The sequence below is a fragment of the Aeromonas sp. QDB20 genome (assembly GCF_027707805.1).
GTDB lineage: Bacteria > Pseudomonadota > Gammaproteobacteria > Enterobacterales > Aeromonadaceae > Aeromonas > Aeromonas dhakensis.
Window position 1 is genome coordinate 348,951 of the sequence record NZ_JAPCJC010000002.1, and the last position, 13,979, is coordinate 362,929.

Below are 13,979 nucleotides of genomic sequence, written 5' to 3' on the forward strand. Positions count from 1 at the left end.
GACATGAGAATCGAGACGGGATGAATAATGTGACACGGGTCAATCGTGTTGTACTTAGCCTGATCATCGTATCGCTGCTGGCGTTTTCCGGCTATTGCTGGCAACTGCTCAGCCAGCAGCAGAAAGCCTCGGAGCTCAGCGTGGCGGCGGAGTTGATCCTCAACCGGGTCAATACCGATACCGTCTATCTGCTGGGGCGCGAGAAGGCCAACGACGGCAATGTACAGCAGCGTCTCAATCAGCTGTCGAGCAACCTCGACAGTTTCGTACGCCAGGTGCGCAACGACCCCGACTCGGCCGACAATCCCCACTCTCAATCGTTGTTGCACGATATCGACAGCTATCTGCTTGATCTCGCCAAGCTCTACTCCATGGAGATGGCGATCGAGTACATAGAGCAGCCCTTTCAAAAGCAGCTGAACGGCTTGCTGTCAACCCTGCCGGCGGACGCTCCGCTGGCCATCGATCTGACCGAGCTGGCCCAGCTCAGCAATTACCTCAAACGCAGCTGGGACAAGGGCGAGCAACAGCAGTTACAGGCCCTGCAGCGCCGTCTCAAGACGGCCTATCCCGCCTATCCCGAAGTGGTCGGGTTGGCCCAGCTGAGCGAGGATGTCAGCCATCAGGTCGTGGCGTATCACGTGCTGCGCAACCAGGTCATCGACATGCATGAACTGGAGGGATTGTCGCGCTGGAAACAGAGCAAGATGGAGCAGGCCTCCTCCCTCAAGAGTCGCTTCTATCTGATGGTGCTGGGGGGGGCCATGCTCTGCTTCGGACTGGTGGCGGTGACCCTGTGGCGGCGCAACCAGAAGCTGAGCGAGTTGTCGCGTCAGACCGGTTTGCTGGCCCAGGCCAAGAGCGACTTTCTGGCCAACATGAGCCACGAGATCCGCACCCCCATGAACGCCATCATCGGCTTCAGCTCGCTGGCGCTGCAGACCGAGCTGGACCAACAGCAACGGGATTATCTCAGCAAGATCAAATCTTCATCGGATACTTTGCTGCTGCTCATCAACGACATTCTGGATCTGACCAAGGTGGAGTCCGGCAAGCTGACGCTGGAGGAGATCGACTTCGATCTCAGCGAGCAGATCGACTCGCTGGCGGGCATGTTCGCCGATCTGGCCGAGCGCAAGCATGTCGAGGTCATCATCAACAAGTCGCCGGCGGTGCCCGACTTTCTGCGTGGCGACCCGCTGCGTCTCGGTCAGGTGCTGGTCAATCTGGTCAACAACGCCATCAAGTTTACCGAGCGGGGCGAAGTGGAGGTGTCCATCACCCTAGTCAACCCCCATCCCATGCAGGTGCGTTTCAGCGTGCGCGACACCGGCATCGGCATTGCCGAGGAGAAACAGGCCCAGCTGTTCCAGCCCTTCACCCAGCTGGAGGCGGGCAACACTCGCAAATATGGCGGCTCCGGGCTTGGCCTCAACATCTCCCAGCGGCTGGTGGAGCTGATGGGAGGACGGATCACGGTGCAGAGCAAACCGGGTGCGGGCTCGGTGTTCCAGTTCGAGATCCCCATGACCAAGGCGGTGTACGGCGTCTCCGGGCGGCGGGTCTTCTTTGAGAATCAGCCGCTGGTGCTGGTGATGGATGACAACGAGCTGGTGCTTGACCTGGCCAAGGATATCCTGGGCCGGGCCGGGGCCAGGGTGATGGCGGTCAACAGCCTCTCGCGGGCGCGGCAGGTGCTGCGGGAAGAGGGGCAGAACGTCCGGCTGGCCATTCTCGACTGGCGCATGGGGCAGGAGGATGGGCTGGATCTGGCGCTCGAGATGTATCAGCACAGCCAGTGGCGCCGGCTGCCCATCCTGATGACCAGTGCCTGGGCCAAAGAGGGACTGCACGGGCGGATGGAGAGCATGGGGCTGACCCATTTTCTGCCCAAGCCGATGACCGAAAATGCCCTGCTGGCCAAGGTGGACGAGCTGCTCAACGGCAGTTCACACGATCAGCAGTTCCGCCAGGCCGAGGTGCAGGGCGATCAGCAGCATTTTCGCGAGCTGCTGCAAGGCATCCGGGTGCTGCTGGCGGAGGACAATAGGGTCAACCAGCAGCTCATCATCGAATATCTGCGCCGGGTCGATGCCCTGGTGACCGTGGTGGGCAACGGCCGGGAGGCGGTCGAGCGGGTGGCCGAGCAGCCGTTCGACGTGATCCTGATGGACTTGCAGATGCCGGTGCTGGACGGGTTGGATGCCACCCGTCAAATCCGCAAGATGGTCGACAAGCACGATGTGCCCATCATCGCCCTGACGGCCAGCGCCATGCCGGGAGACAGGGAACGCTGTCTCGGCGTGGGGATGAATGGCTATGTCACCAAGCCGGTCAGCAAGCTCGATCTCTACAACAACCTGTTGCAGTGGGTGAAGAGCGCCAGCGGCGAGCGGCTGGTGCCGCTGGAGGTGAAGCCGCCTGATCTGATGGGGGTGCTGGATCTGGAGGATGCCCTTAGACGGCTGGAGCAGGACAAGGAGGCGCTGCAGATCCTCTTCAAGCTGTTCATGTCGGAGCACAAGGACGATCTGTGGGAGATCCGCTCCGCCCTGCGTCGCCAGCAGCCCGACATCGCCTGCCGGTTGCTGCATACCCTCAAGGGGGTTTCCGCCAACATCTCCGCCTCCCGCCTGCAGATCCTCGCCGGTGAGCTGGAGTGGCGACTGCGCCAGCAGGAAGAGCTCACCGAGCAGGATCTGGAGCAGTTGCAGCAGGTCTTCAGTCTGACCCGGGAGGAGGTGTCTCACTTCCTGCTGACCGGAGAACAGCATGAAGCATCGTATGGTGCCTTTGAACAGCGCGATGATCGTTTGTTGTAATAAGTGAAATAGCAATAATTCTCAAGCCTTCTGCTTCAGGCTATCATGACCTCCTCGTATCGCCCCCAGCCGGGGGCGATTGCATTGGGCTTTCCATGACGGGCGGCAGCCTCGGCCTGCCGCGACAAAGGATATCTACGTGAGCGTATTTGCAAGGCTGGGCTGGTTCTTCAAGGAGCAGTGGCAGCGTTACCTGGTTGCCATCTCGCTGTTGATGATGGTGGCCCTGTTGACCGTGATCCCGCCCAAGGTGGTGGGCTGGGTGGTGGATGGTATCGCCAAAGGGTCGCTGGACAGTACCACCCTGACCGGTTATCTGGCCGGCTTGTTCGGCCTGGGTCTGCTCATCTATCTGCTGCGCTACGTGTGGCGGGTCATGCTGTTTGGTGCCTCCTACCGGCTGGCTTATGTGCTGCGCAACCGGCTGTTCAGCCACTTCACCCGCATGAGCCCGGACTTTTATCAGCGTCACCGAACCGGCGATCTGATGGCCCATGCCACCAACGACATCCAGGCGGTGGAGATGACCGCCGGGGAAGGGGTGTTGACCCTGGTGGACTCCATCATCGTCGGGGTGCTGGTGCTCTCCATCATGTGCAGCCAGTACTCCTGGCAGCTGACTCTGCTCTCCCTGTTGCCGTTGCCGGTGATGGCGTTCTTCATGAACCGCTTCGGCACCCAGATCTACAAGGAGTTCAAGGCGGCGCAGGGTGCCTTCTCGCGGCTCAACAACAAGACCCAGGAGGCGCTATCCGGCGTGCGGGTGCTCAAGTCCTATGCGGTAGAGTCGCTCGAAGATCGCGGTTTTGCCGAGCTGACCCGGGAGGCGGGTGCCTGCAACATGGCGGTGGCCCGCATCGATGCCAAGTTCGATCCCGTGATTTACCTGTGCATCGGCTGCTCCTACTTTCTGGCGGTGGCCGGCGGCAGCGCTCTGGTGCTGCGTGACGAGTTGACCCTGGGGGAGCTCACCAGCTTCACCATGTACCTCGGTCAGCTGATCTGGCCCATGTTCGCCATCGCCTGGTTGTTCAACATCATCGAGCGTGGCAGCGCCGCCTATTCACGGATCGAAAGCCTGCTCGGCGAGCGTAGCGACATCGAAGAGCCGGCCCAGCCGGTGGCGCTGGCCTCGGCCTTTCCGCTGCGCGCCGTGGCGCTCAGCTACCAGCTCGAGCTGCGCACTCTGCTGCGCAATGTGGATTTCACCCTGCAAGCCGGTGGCATGCTCGGAGTCGTCGGGCGTACCGGCGCGGGCAAGAGTTCTCTGCTCAAGCTGTTGATGCGACTGGCCAACCCCACTACGGGGGAGATCCGCATGGGAGAGGTGCCCATCTCGCAACTGGCGCTGGGTGAGCTGCGCGGCCAGTTTGCCTATGTGCCGCAGGAGCCGTTTCTTTTCTCCACCACCATTGCCGCCAACATCGCCCTCGGCCGTCCCGATGCCAGCCGGGAGGAGATTGAGCAGGTGGCGCGCATCGCCTGCGTGCACGACGACATCAACCGTTTCCCCAAAGGCTATGAGACCGAAGTGGGGGAGAAGGGGGTGACCCTCTCCGGCGGCCAGAAACAGCGGCTCGCCATCGCCCGTGCCCTGTTGCTGGAGGCGCCCATCCTGGTGCTAGACGATGCCCTCTCGGCGGTGGATGCCCACACCGAGCAGCAGATCCTGCACGCTCTCAAGGCCCACAAGCGTACCCTGATCCTGGTCAGCCACCGGATGACGGCGGTGGAGCAGGCCGACGAGATCCTGGTGCTGGATCAGGGTCATGTCAGTGAGCGGGGTCGCCACGGCGCCCTGATGGCCTACAACGGCTGGTATGCCGACATGGTGCGTTACCAGCGTCTCGAGCAAGACGTGGAGGAGAGCCTGTGAGTCCACTCATCAAGAGTGCCTTCACTCGGTATGGCGCAGAGCCTGAGTGCTGGTATGTCGGCCTGGAGTCTCATCATCAGCGGCTGAAACAAGACGTGGAGGAGCGCCTGTGAACCCGACCATCAAACGACTGCTCGGGTACTGCGCCCGTTACCCGCGCTGGCTCATTCAGGCGGGGATCTGCCTGCTGTTGGCCACCGGCGCCGAAGTGGCCGGTCCCTTGCTCATCAAGCTGTTCATCGACGACTATCTGGCGCCACGCCAGCTGGTGTGGCCCGCCATCGCGGCCATCGCAGCCGGCTATCTCGGCTTGCAGGTATTGTCTGCGGCCGGTTTCTACCTGCAGTCCCTGCGCTTCAACCGCATCGCCCAGGCGGTGGTGCAGCGGCTGCGCGAGCAGGTGTTTGCCACCGCCATCCGGCTGCCGGCCCGTTACTTTGACCAGCATCGCTCCGGCTCGCTCATCTCGCGCATCACCAACGACACCGAGGCGATCATGAACCTCTATGTGCAGGTGATCGGGCTGCTGGTGCAGAAGGTGGTGCTCTTGTGCGGCATCCTCATCTCCATGGCGCTGCTGGATCTGCGGCTGATGCTGGTGTGCGCCTGTCTGTTGCCGGCAGTGGGCGGAGTAATGTGGCTTTATCAGAAACTGAGCGTGCCTGTGGTGCGGGCGACCCGCAGCCTGCTCTCCGACATCAACAGCCGTCTCAACGAGTCGCTGCAGGGGATGCCGGTCATTCAGGCCATGGTGCAGGAGCGCCATTTCGCCAACGCCTTTGCCGAGGTGAATCAGCAGCACTGGGCGGCGCGGCTCAAGAGCCTCAAGATCAACGGCATCCTGCTGCGCCCGCTCATCGATCTCTTCTACATGATGGTGCTGATTGGCCTGTTGGCGCTGTTTGCCCGTGAGGGGCTGAGTGCGGATGGCGCCATCCAGGTGGGGGTGCTCTACGCCTTCATCAGCTATCTGGGGCGGATGATCGAGCCGCTTATCGAGATGACCAACCAGCTCAACCAGTTGCAGCAGGCCATGGTGGCCGGGGAGCGGGTCTTTGCCCTGCTCGATGAAGCGCGCGAGAGCACCGAGGGCGAGATGCGGCCGCTTCAGGGGCAGGTGAGCTTCGAGCGGGTGAGTTTCTCCTACGATGGCGAGCAACAGGTGCTGCGGGATGTGAGCTTTACCGCCAAACCGGGCCAGATGCTGGCGCTGGTGGGTCACACCGGCAGCGGCAAGTCCACCATCATCAGCCTGCTGATGGGCTTCTACCCGCTGGATCAGGGCACCATTCGCTTCGATGATCATCCGATGGCGAGCCTGTCGCTCTCGGCGGTGCGCCGCAGCATCGGGCTGGTCCAGCAAGATCCTTTTATCTTCGTCGGTACCTTGGCGGAAAACCTGCGGCTCGGTCGCGACGGCATCGACGAGGCGCGCCTCTGGCAGGCGCTGACCGAGGTGCAGCTGGCCGAGTTCGTGCTGAGCCTGCCGGAGGGCTTGAACACCCTGATGGAGGAGGGGGGCAAGAACCTCTCCGCCGGCCAGCGCCAGCTGCTCTCCTTTGCCCGCGCCCTGGTGGGGGATCCGCGTATCCTCATTCTGGACGAGGCGACCGCCAGCGTGGACTCCCAGACCGAGCTGGCCCTCTCTTCGGCGCTGGCGGCGGCACGGCGCGGCCGTACCACCATCGCCATCGCCCACCGCCTCTCGACCATCGTCGATGCGGACGAGATCCTGCTGCTCTCTCGCGGTCAGGTGAACGAGCGGGGTACCCATGGCGAGCTGATGGCGCTGGGTGGCCATTATGCCCAGTTGTTCGAGATGCAGAGCCAGGGAGCCTGGCTGGAAGAGAAGCGGGCCTGAGCGACCGCCACAGGAATGAGCAGAGGGAACCCGTGCGGTTCCCTCTTTTTTTGGGTGGTGAAAAGGTGGCAAGCGTGATCCGCGTCCTTGTCGAACGCCAGTCATGCTGGCAACATGCTGTTTACATCAACTCATCGGATCAGTTCGCATATGGATTTGCAACGTTTGAAGGCCAACCTGGCACTACGGCTCTTTGCCTGGCGCTACATCCCCGTCATCGGTTTTTGTGCCCCCGTCATCGAAGAGATGAGCGCCAAGGCGCTGCGCATTCGCATTCCGCTTGGCTGGCGCACCCGCAACCACCTGGGCAGCATGTACTTCGGCGCGCTGGCAACCGGTGCCGATCTGGTTGGCGGTCTGCTGGTGATGGAGAAGGGGCGGCAGCGGCGCAAAAAGGTGCACTTCGCCTTCAAGGATGTGCAGGGGGAGTTTCTGAAACGGCCCGAGGGGGACGTGCAGTTTGACTGCGCGGCTGGGGAGGAGATCGACGCCATGATCGACGAGTCGCTGGCCAGCGGTCAGCGCATCAACCGTCCCATCCAGGTGGTGGCCACCTGTCCGTCACTGAACGGAGATGAGGCGATGGCACGCTTCGTGCTGACCCTGTCGATCAAGGCCAGCTGAATACCAAAGGGCGCGTCGGCGCCCTTATGCAAGCGAGATCAGAGGATCTCGGGGCTGATGCCTTCTTTCACCACGACCTTCATGTCGTTGAAGTTGACCACTTGCTCGGTAGCACTTGCGTGGCAGAGCGTCGGGATCAGAGGATCTCGGGGCTGACGCCTTCTTTCACGACCACTTTCATGCCATTGAAGTTGACTACTTGCTCGGCCACGATCTTGCAGCGTTTGCGGGTCTCGACCTGACCGTCCACCTCTACCAGCCCTTCGGCGACCAGCGCCTTGGCCGCACCGCCACAATCGGCCCAACCCTGATGTTTGATAAGGTCGCACAAGGCAACGAAGGGGTGGCCTTCGAGCAGAAACGTCTCCATGGGAAATCCTCTAGTGGATGAATGGCTGAAACAGCAGGGCGATTATTCTAGGCAGTTCGGGCCGTCAAGGAAAGGGCAAGGGCATCTGTCTGCAGGCAATTGTGGCTTGCAAGACCATTTTTGGGGCACACACCATAGCAGTCAGCCCGGCTGTGGCCGGGCTGACTGAGATCATGGGGCAAACCCTTTTCAGCCGAACTTCACCACGGCTTCACCGCTGACGGCGATGGCGCCGGTGGCCGTCAGGATGCGGGTGGCCAGGGTGATGATGGGCTTGTCGCTGCGCAGGGCGATGATCTCCACCTCTGCCGTCACCTCATCCCCCACAAACACCGGCTGCTTGAAGGCGAGGCTCTGACCGAGGTAGACGGTGCCCTTGCCCGGCAGTTGCTGGCCCAGCAGCCCCGAGAAGAGGCTGGCCAGCAGCATGCCGTGCACGATGGGGCGCTCGAACGGCGTGGTAGCGGCGAAGGCGGGATCCAGGTGCAGCGGATTGAAATCCTCCGACAACCCGGCAAACACCTCGACCTCTGCCGCCCCGAACCGCTTGGTCAGTCTGGCCTTTTGGCCCACCTCGAAGGGGAGTGTGCTCATGCGGGCTCCTCCTCGGGGGTCTGTGCAAAGACCGGGTTGAGCCGAACCTTGACGTAGCTGCCGGGCGCCGCTTCCAGCCCTTCGCTCGGGATGCGGGCAGGGAGGGGGACGGGATCCTCTTCCCGGCTCTGGATGAAGGCGGCCATCTGCGGCCACCAGGAGCCGGAGGTGTGGCTTGCGCCGGCAAGCCACACCTCGGGGCTGGCGGCCTCGGCGTCGTTCTGCCAGAAGCCGTACTTGTTGGCGTCCGGTGGATTGACGATGCCGGCGATGTGGCCCGATTCAGCCAGGATGAAGTGCTGCTCGCCACCGAACAGCTTCATGCCCTGCCAGGTCCCTTGCCAGAGGGCGATGTGATCGTCCATGGCCGAGACCAGCAGCACCGGGGTCTTCACCTTGCCGAGATCGATGCGGGTGTGGCGGATCTTGAGCTCTCCCTTCACCAGCTGGTTCTCCAGATAGAGCCGGCGCAGCAGGCTGCTGTGGGTCTTGCCTGCCACGTTGGTGCTGTCGCTGTTCCAGTGCAGCAGATCGAACGCCACCGGACTCTGCCCCTTGAGGTAGCTGTCGATGTAGTAATTCCAGTAGAGGCTGTTCTCCCGCAGCAGGCTGAAGGAGACCGCCAGCTGGCGCCCGTCCATGATGCCCTTGGCCTCGTTCTGGGCTTCCAGCGCCGCAATGATGGGCTCGTGGATGAAGATGCCAAGTTCCCCCGGTTGGGAGAAGTCGAGCAGGGTGGTGAACAGGGTGGCGGAGCGAACCCGCTGCTTCTGGCGCCTGGCGGCCAGCCAGCCCATGGCCAAGGAGAGGGCGGTGCCGCCGATGCAGTAACCGATGCCGTGCACTTCGCGTTCGCCGGTGGCCGCCTCCACACCATCCAGCGCGGCGATGACCCCGTCCACCACGTAGTCGTCGAGATCGATGTCGGCCTGGGCCGGACCCGGGTTGCGCCAGGAGATCATGAACATCGTCTGGCCCTGGGCGACCAGCCAGGCCACTAGGGAGTTCTGGGGCCGCATGTCCAGGATGTAGTACTTGTTGATGAAGGGCGGCACGATCAGTACCGGCGTCCTGGCCACCGTTTCCGTGGTCGGGCTGTACTGAATGAGCTCATACAGCTCGGTGCGCTGCACCACCCGGCCCGGCGTCAGCGCCAGATCCCGCCCCAGCTCAAAGGCGGACTCGTCGGTCAGCCGGATGTTGAGTTGATCGGCGCTGCGCTCGAGATCTTCGGCCAGCAGCGCCAGCCCGCGCACCAGATTCTGGCCGTCAGACTCCAGGGTCAGCTTGAGCAGCTCCGGGTTGGTGGCCAGAAAGTTGCTTGGCGCCATGGCGTTGATGTACTGGCGGGTAAAAAAACGCAACCGCTCCCGGCTCTTCTGGGGCACCCCCTCGAGGGCATCCACCGAAGCCAGCAGGTGCTTGGCGGTCAGCAGATAGGATTGTTTGAGGTAGTCATAAATGGGCTGCTCGCTCCAGGCGTCGGCCTTGAAGCGGCGATCGCTGCGCTCCGGGGCGATGAGCGGTTCGCTCTGCTGGCCTGCGCTTTTGAGCAGGGTGTGCTGCATCAGCTTGAGCTGATCCTGCCACCAGTTCATCTGGGCATTGATCAGTTGCCAGGGCTGCTGGCTACCCTGCTCCAGCACCTGGCCGAGGTCGTCGAGATTGGTCTGCAGCAGGGCCTGGGCGGTACGCTCGGTCTGCGCCTTGGCCATGTCCAGCAGCTTGTCGTTGTAGTGGGCCAGGGCCTCGAACAGCGGGCCGTAAGATGATTGGCTCATGTTCTCTCCTTCACCCATCCCCGGCGCAGGGCGAGCCTGTCGTGACGGAGCATGGGGAGATGTGGCTGCCCGTCGCGGGCAGCCAGGGGGATATCAGGCCTTGCCCGTGCTCTTTTTGATGCCGTCGGCAGCCAGGGCGTCGAGGTCGTCCTTGAACTGCTGGCCGAGGGTATTGAGCTTCTGGATGTCGTCCAGCATCTGGCGGGAGAGCTGGCTGGCGGTCTCCAGCTGGACGGTGCCGAGGGCCGCCAGGCTCTGGGCATCCTGCACCTTGCCGGCGGCCTGCAGCTGGTTCAGTCCCAGCTCGGCATAGGCGTTGGCGGACGCCAGCTGCAGCCGGGTCAGCTGTTCGATGTTGCTGGCCAGCAGCTGGTTGTAACGGGTGAGGGGGGCGGCAAAGCCTTGCATCTGCTCGGTAAAGGTCTTGATTACGTCCATATTCATCGCGCGTCTCCGTGGTTGGCAGAAGGTATTGCAAAAGGGCCGATGGCCCGGGTTGGGTTACAACTGTGCGACTACATCCTTAAGTCGTTACGTATCATTTGCTCTGTTCAAACGTACGTTTAAGCATTGTGTTATCAAATGAGGCTTGATGTAAATCATATAAATGTTAATTTTGGGCTAAACATTGATTCTGGTCTGTCCAGTTTGATTGGCCCGACTCAGACGAGGGGTGACGCAGCCACGTCCGTTTGGTCTCGTTCCCAGGCCGCGGGGCTGGTAGGCTGACGCCACTCCCTGAGTCTTGAGGAATGCATCGATGAAACCTGCTCGCCTGCTGCTTGCCCTGGGGGCTGCGACCTTTGGTGGCGGCGTTGCCCACGCCAGTACCCCTGTTCAGCTCTCCTTGCCCGGCGTCAATCTGCCCGCGTCCCATCAGGTCGAGGGGGCCAGAGCCTCTGTTCTCTATGGTCGCACCGGTCAGGTGAAGGGGATCGATCTGCCTGTCTTCGCCCTTTCCGACGTGGATCAATTCACCGGTCTGCAGCTTGGCATCTTTCTCGGCGCCAGCCGGGTACGCCACCAGTTTGGCGGGGTGGCGATCAACGCGGTCAACTGGCACGAGGGTCAGGACAAGGGCGTCAACCTTGGCTTCGTCAACCTGACCAACAATGTGCAGGGCCTCAACTGGGGGGCCGTCAACATCGCCAAGGGCAATGCCCTGGCCAACGTCGGCTTCGTCAACTATGCCGAGCGCACCACCTTCCAGCTGGGGTTCATCAACGCCACCAAGCACCTGGACGGTCTGCAGATTGGCCTCGCCAACTACGCCGAGAACGGGGTTTTCCCCATCTTGCCACTGATCAATTTCAAGAAATCCTTCTAAGTCGCGCCGCCAACCTTGCTTTAGGGGCTCCAGCCATTACCCTGTGCTGCATTGATAGCGTGCAGAGGTGACACTGGCATGACAATGGAACACATGGATGCCATCGGCATCGGCTGGGACGTAAGAGGCTGGCAGGGCAGCGCCCAGGCGGTGGCCGTGGTGGGGTGGCAGGCGCGTGAACAGCGGCTGCACTGGTTTGGGGTATCACCCCTGTTTCGACTGAGCTCACGGGTTGCGCCGGATCTGGATGCCTTGCTGCGCCCGGCATTGCACGACGAGATCCACCTGCTGCAGGTGTTGGCCTGCCCGCAGCTGGCGCTGGGGATCGACGCGCCATTGGCGTTTCCTCGCGCTTTGAGCGAGCTGCTGGCGGGGAGGGCGACCGAGTGCGCCGTGCCCCAGCGCGAGATAGACAACCCTTATGCCTACCGGGACTGCGAACGCTGGCTCCATGAGCAATACGGCAAGAAGCCGCTCTCGGCCACTTTCGACCGGCTCGGCAACAACGCGACCCTGGCGCTCGCCATGCTGCCCCGATTGGCCGACTTGCAACTGGTGCCCAGGCAGCAAGCGCAGGCCGATCGCGCCGTGCTGGAGGTCTATCCCGCCCTTGCCAAGGTAGGGGGCAAGGCATCGTCGGTGCGCGCCGAGCTGCTGGCGCATCTGCCGGCCGATGTGACGGCGGGGACCGATCGCTACGATGCCGCCATCTGCGCCCTGATGGCGCTGCAATACGCCGCCAAGGGGAGCGTCTCCCTGTTGCCGGCTCTGGTGGCTCCGCCCGCCGATATGGCTCTGGACGAGGGTTGGGTCTACCACTTCGCTCGCCCCTGATAAACCGGATCGGGCCGATCAGCCCGCTCCGGTGTTTGGTCGGCTGGTGATACCTTCACTTGCACCGACGCCGTTGCCTCCTTCCACAATTGCCTTGCTGCCTTGCTGCCTTGCTGCCTTGCTGCCTTGCTGCCTTGCTGCCTTGCTGCCTTGCTGCCTTGCTGCCTTGCTGGCTGACGGACAAGGCTGCCACAGGTATCTGCCGGTTTACTCGCCATTACATGGCTCTGCGCACAAAAAGCTCACTTGTTAATCTCATATGCCATCAAACAAGAGCCTTGTATCACTTTATCAGGCCATTACAGCCATGCTCGCGGTTGCAAACTACGGCATGCCAGCGAAGAAGGGGCCGGTGATGGTGGTGGCAAGCAGCGCGTCATCGAGGATTTTGCCGACCAAATAAGGGTTTGTGCTGATCAAGGGTGGAAGATCAATATCTTCATCCGATATATTGCGCCTTTCCCCTGACTCTTCTCTGCGGTGATGTTGATGAAACGCATTCTCTCTATCCAGTCCCACGTGGTGTTCGGCTGTGCCGGCAACAGCGCTGCCGTGTTTCCCATGCGCCGTCTTGGTATGGAGGTATGGCCCATCAACACGGTGCAGTTCTCCAACCACACCCAATATATGGCCGGTTGGCAGGGAATGGCGATGCCCGCAGGACATATCAGCGCCCTGTGCGAAGGGCTCTCGAATATCGAGGTGCTGGCCCACTGTGACGCCGTGCTGAGCGGTTATCTGGGCTCGGCGGAGCAGGGAGACGAGATCCTAGCGGTAGTGGCCGCGGTCAAGGCCGCCAATCCTGCCGCCATCTATTTCTGCGATCCCGTGATGGGTCACCCGGAGAAAGGGTGCATCGTCGCTCCTGGGGTGACCCGTTTCTTGACCGAGCAGGCGCTGCCGGCGGCCGACATCATGGCCCCCAATCTGCTGGAGCTGGAGACCCTGTGCGACGTCCATCTGACGGATTTGGCGCAGACGCGGGCCGCCGCTCATCAGCTGCTGGCGCGCGGGGTGAAGATGGTGCTGGTCAAGCATCTTGGACGCGCCGCTCGCGAGCCGGGTCGTTTCGAGATGCTGCTGGCCACCACCGAGGGAGATTATCTGATCGACCGCCCGCTCTACGAGTTTGCCCGCCAGCCGGTGGGCGTGGGGGACCTCATCAGCGCGCTGATGCTGGCCAATCTGCAGGCGGGTTACGATGCCGTCAGCGCGTTCGAGCGCACCAATGCGGCGGTGGATACGGTACTGCTGCACACCTGGCAGGCCGATGCCTATGAGTTGCAGCTGATCGCGGCCCAGGAGGCCTTTGCCTCCCCTATGATCAAGGCGCGGGCCGAACGGTTGGCCTGATCTGGCCATCAGGGGGAGGGCCTGGGCGCGGATGATCCGCGCCCAGCTTGGCCCCCTGATCACTCTTCCTCATCTATCAGTTACCAGCTCCCCGCTGCGCCGCTTATCTGCTTGCACACCGAGCGAGGCAATGCCGCCTCAGCCGTCACCTTGGTCCTGACGCCGGGCATCCGGTTCAGATCTGGCCGTTGCCCTGTTCCCGCTGCTCTGCCTCATCGAATACTACCTGCTGGTAGTGCTCGACCGTGGGGAAGGGATCGTAGAAGTGATGGAGCAGGGCCTTCCACTGCTGGTACTGGGGTGAGCCACGAAAGCCCTGGGTGTGATCTTCGAGGCGCTGCCAGTGGACCAGCAGCAGATAGCGGTGGGGATCGGTCAGCGAGCGCTGGAGCTGGTGTCCGCCGTAGCCCGGCATGGTGCTGATGATGCGCTGGGCCCGGGAGAATGCCAGCTCGAAGGCGGCAGCCTGACCGGGGATGACCTGCAGAGGGGCGACTTCCAATATCATGGTGACTCCTTGTCCCAAGGATAAAGGGG

Annotated in this window: 12 protein-coding genes; 7 read left to right on the plus strand and 5 right to left on the minus strand. The window is 62.2% G+C overall.

Features of this window, described 5'->3' with window-relative positions; all coding sequences use genetic code 11:
* Window positions 1-20: 20 nt before the first annotated feature.
* The 4 genes from PG897_RS03375 (at window position 21) to PG897_RS03390 (ending at window position 7,183) form a co-directional block, all read left to right on the plus strand.
* Entirely contained in the window at window positions 21-2,822 is a 2,802-nt protein-coding gene (locus PG897_RS03375; RefSeq protein ID WP_024942616.1) for a response regulator, read from the plus strand.
* A gap of 139 nt (window positions 2,823-2,961) precedes the next feature.
* The gene (locus tag PG897_RS03380) at window positions 2,962-4,698 is read left to right on the plus strand and encodes an ABC transporter transmembrane domain-containing protein (RefSeq protein ID WP_226014469.1); all 1,737 of its coding nucleotides are present in this window, start codon (window positions 2,962-2,964) and stop codon (window positions 4,696-4,698) included.
* 109 nt (window positions 4,699-4,807) lie between these two features.
* The gene (locus PG897_RS03385; RefSeq protein ID WP_201880861.1) at window positions 4,808-6,559 is read left to right on the plus strand and encodes an ABC transporter transmembrane domain-containing protein; all 1,752 of its coding nucleotides are present in this window, start codon (window positions 4,808-4,810) and stop codon (window positions 6,557-6,559) included.
* 150 nt (window positions 6,560-6,709) lie between these two features.
* Window positions 6,710-7,183, plus strand: a complete 474-nt coding sequence (locus PG897_RS03390) for a DUF4442 domain-containing protein (RefSeq protein ID WP_005300417.1) — start codon at window positions 6,710-6,712, stop codon at window positions 7,181-7,183.
* A gap of 136 nt (window positions 7,184-7,319) precedes the next feature.
* Here the strand turns inward: PG897_RS03390 and ybcJ are convergent, their stop codons facing one another.
* The 4 genes from ybcJ to PG897_RS03415 all read right to left on the minus strand — a co-directional run bounded on the left by ybcJ (window position 7,320) and on the right by PG897_RS03415 (window position 10,372).
* Complete coding sequence (gene ybcJ / locus PG897_RS03400; protein WP_010674882.1) at window positions 7,320-7,553, minus strand: ribosome-associated protein YbcJ; 234 nt, start codon at window positions 7,551-7,553, stop codon at window positions 7,320-7,322.
* A gap of 189 nt (window positions 7,554-7,742) precedes the next feature.
* The gene (locus PG897_RS03405; RefSeq protein WP_076360855.1) at window positions 7,743-8,147 is read right to left on the minus strand and encodes a MaoC family dehydratase; all 405 of its coding nucleotides are present in this window, start codon (window positions 8,145-8,147) and stop codon (window positions 7,743-7,745) included.
* Window positions 8,144-9,928: a class I poly(R)-hydroxyalkanoic acid synthase gene (locus tag PG897_RS03410; RefSeq protein ID WP_270828735.1), complete on the minus strand. Its 1,785-nt coding sequence runs from the start codon at window positions 9,926-9,928 to the stop codon at window positions 8,144-8,146. The genes PG897_RS03405 and PG897_RS03410 overlap by 4 nt, the downstream gene beginning before the upstream one ends.
* Before the next feature lie 93 nt (window positions 9,929-10,021).
* Entirely contained in the window at window positions 10,022-10,372 is a 351-nt protein-coding gene (locus PG897_RS03415; RefSeq protein ID WP_011706254.1) for a phasin family protein, read from the minus strand.
* A gap of 316 nt (window positions 10,373-10,688) precedes the next feature.
* Here PG897_RS03415 and PG897_RS03420 point away from each other — a divergent pair, with 316 nt between their 5' ends.
* The 3 genes from PG897_RS03420 (at window position 10,689) to pdxY (ending at window position 13,442) form a co-directional block, all read left to right on the plus strand.
* The gene (locus PG897_RS03420) at window positions 10,689-11,255 is read left to right on the plus strand and encodes a VC2662 family protein (protein ID WP_146061760.1); all 567 of its coding nucleotides are present in this window, start codon (window positions 10,689-10,691) and stop codon (window positions 11,253-11,255) included.
* A 78-nt stretch (window positions 11,256-11,333) separates the two neighbouring features.
* On the plus strand, window positions 11,334-12,089 hold the full coding sequence (locus PG897_RS03425) for a DUF429 domain-containing protein (RefSeq protein WP_201880866.1): 756 nt from the start codon (window positions 11,334-11,336) through the stop codon (window positions 12,087-12,089).
* A gap of 489 nt (window positions 12,090-12,578) precedes the next feature.
* Window positions 12,579-13,442, plus strand: a complete 864-nt coding sequence (pdxY, locus tag PG897_RS03430; RefSeq protein ID WP_201880868.1) for a pyridoxal kinase PdxY — start codon at window positions 12,579-12,581, stop codon at window positions 13,440-13,442.
* 175 nt (window positions 13,443-13,617) lie between these two features.
* Here the strand turns inward: pdxY and PG897_RS03435 are convergent, their stop codons facing one another.
* Window positions 13,618-13,950, minus strand: a complete 333-nt coding sequence (locus PG897_RS03435; protein WP_201880870.1) for an antibiotic biosynthesis monooxygenase family protein — start codon at window positions 13,948-13,950, stop codon at window positions 13,618-13,620.
* Window positions 13,951-13,979: the final 29 nt, after the last annotated feature.

Excerpts from the sequence above, each read along its gene's own strand:
- PG897_RS03405 (WP_076360855.1), bottom strand. The coding sequence starts at position 8,147 with ATGAGCACACTCCCCTTCGAGGTGGGCCAAAAGGCCAGACTGACCAAG.
- PG897_RS03375 (WP_024942616.1), top strand. The coding sequence starts at position 21 with ATGAATAATGTGACACGGGTCAATCGTGTTGTACTTAGCCTGATCATC.
- PG897_RS03410 (WP_270828735.1), bottom strand. The coding sequence starts at position 9,928 with ATGAGCCAATCATCTTACGGCCCGCTGTTCGAGGCCCTGGCCCACTAC.
- PG897_RS03420 (WP_146061760.1), top strand. The coding sequence starts at position 10,689 with ATGAAACCTGCTCGCCTGCTGCTTGCCCTGGGGGCTGCGACCTTTGGT.
- PG897_RS03390 (WP_005300417.1), top strand. The coding sequence starts at position 6,710 with ATGGATTTGCAACGTTTGAAGGCCAACCTGGCACTACGGCTCTTTGCC.
- pdxY (WP_201880868.1), top strand. The coding sequence starts at position 12,579 with ATGAAACGCATTCTCTCTATCCAGTCCCACGTGGTGTTCGGCTGTGCC.
- PG897_RS03435 (WP_201880870.1), bottom strand. The coding sequence starts at position 13,950 with ATGATATTGGAAGTCGCCCCTCTGCAGGTCATCCCCGGTCAGGCTGCC.
- PG897_RS03425 (WP_201880866.1), top strand. The coding sequence starts at position 11,334 with ATGACAATGGAACACATGGATGCCATCGGCATCGGCTGGGACGTAAGA.
- ybcJ (WP_010674882.1), bottom strand. The coding sequence starts at position 7,553 with ATGGAGACGTTTCTGCTCGAAGGCCACCCCTTCGTTGCCTTGTGCGAC.
- PG897_RS03415 (WP_011706254.1), bottom strand. The coding sequence starts at position 10,372 with ATGAATATGGACGTAATCAAGACCTTTACCGAGCAGATGCAAGGCTTT.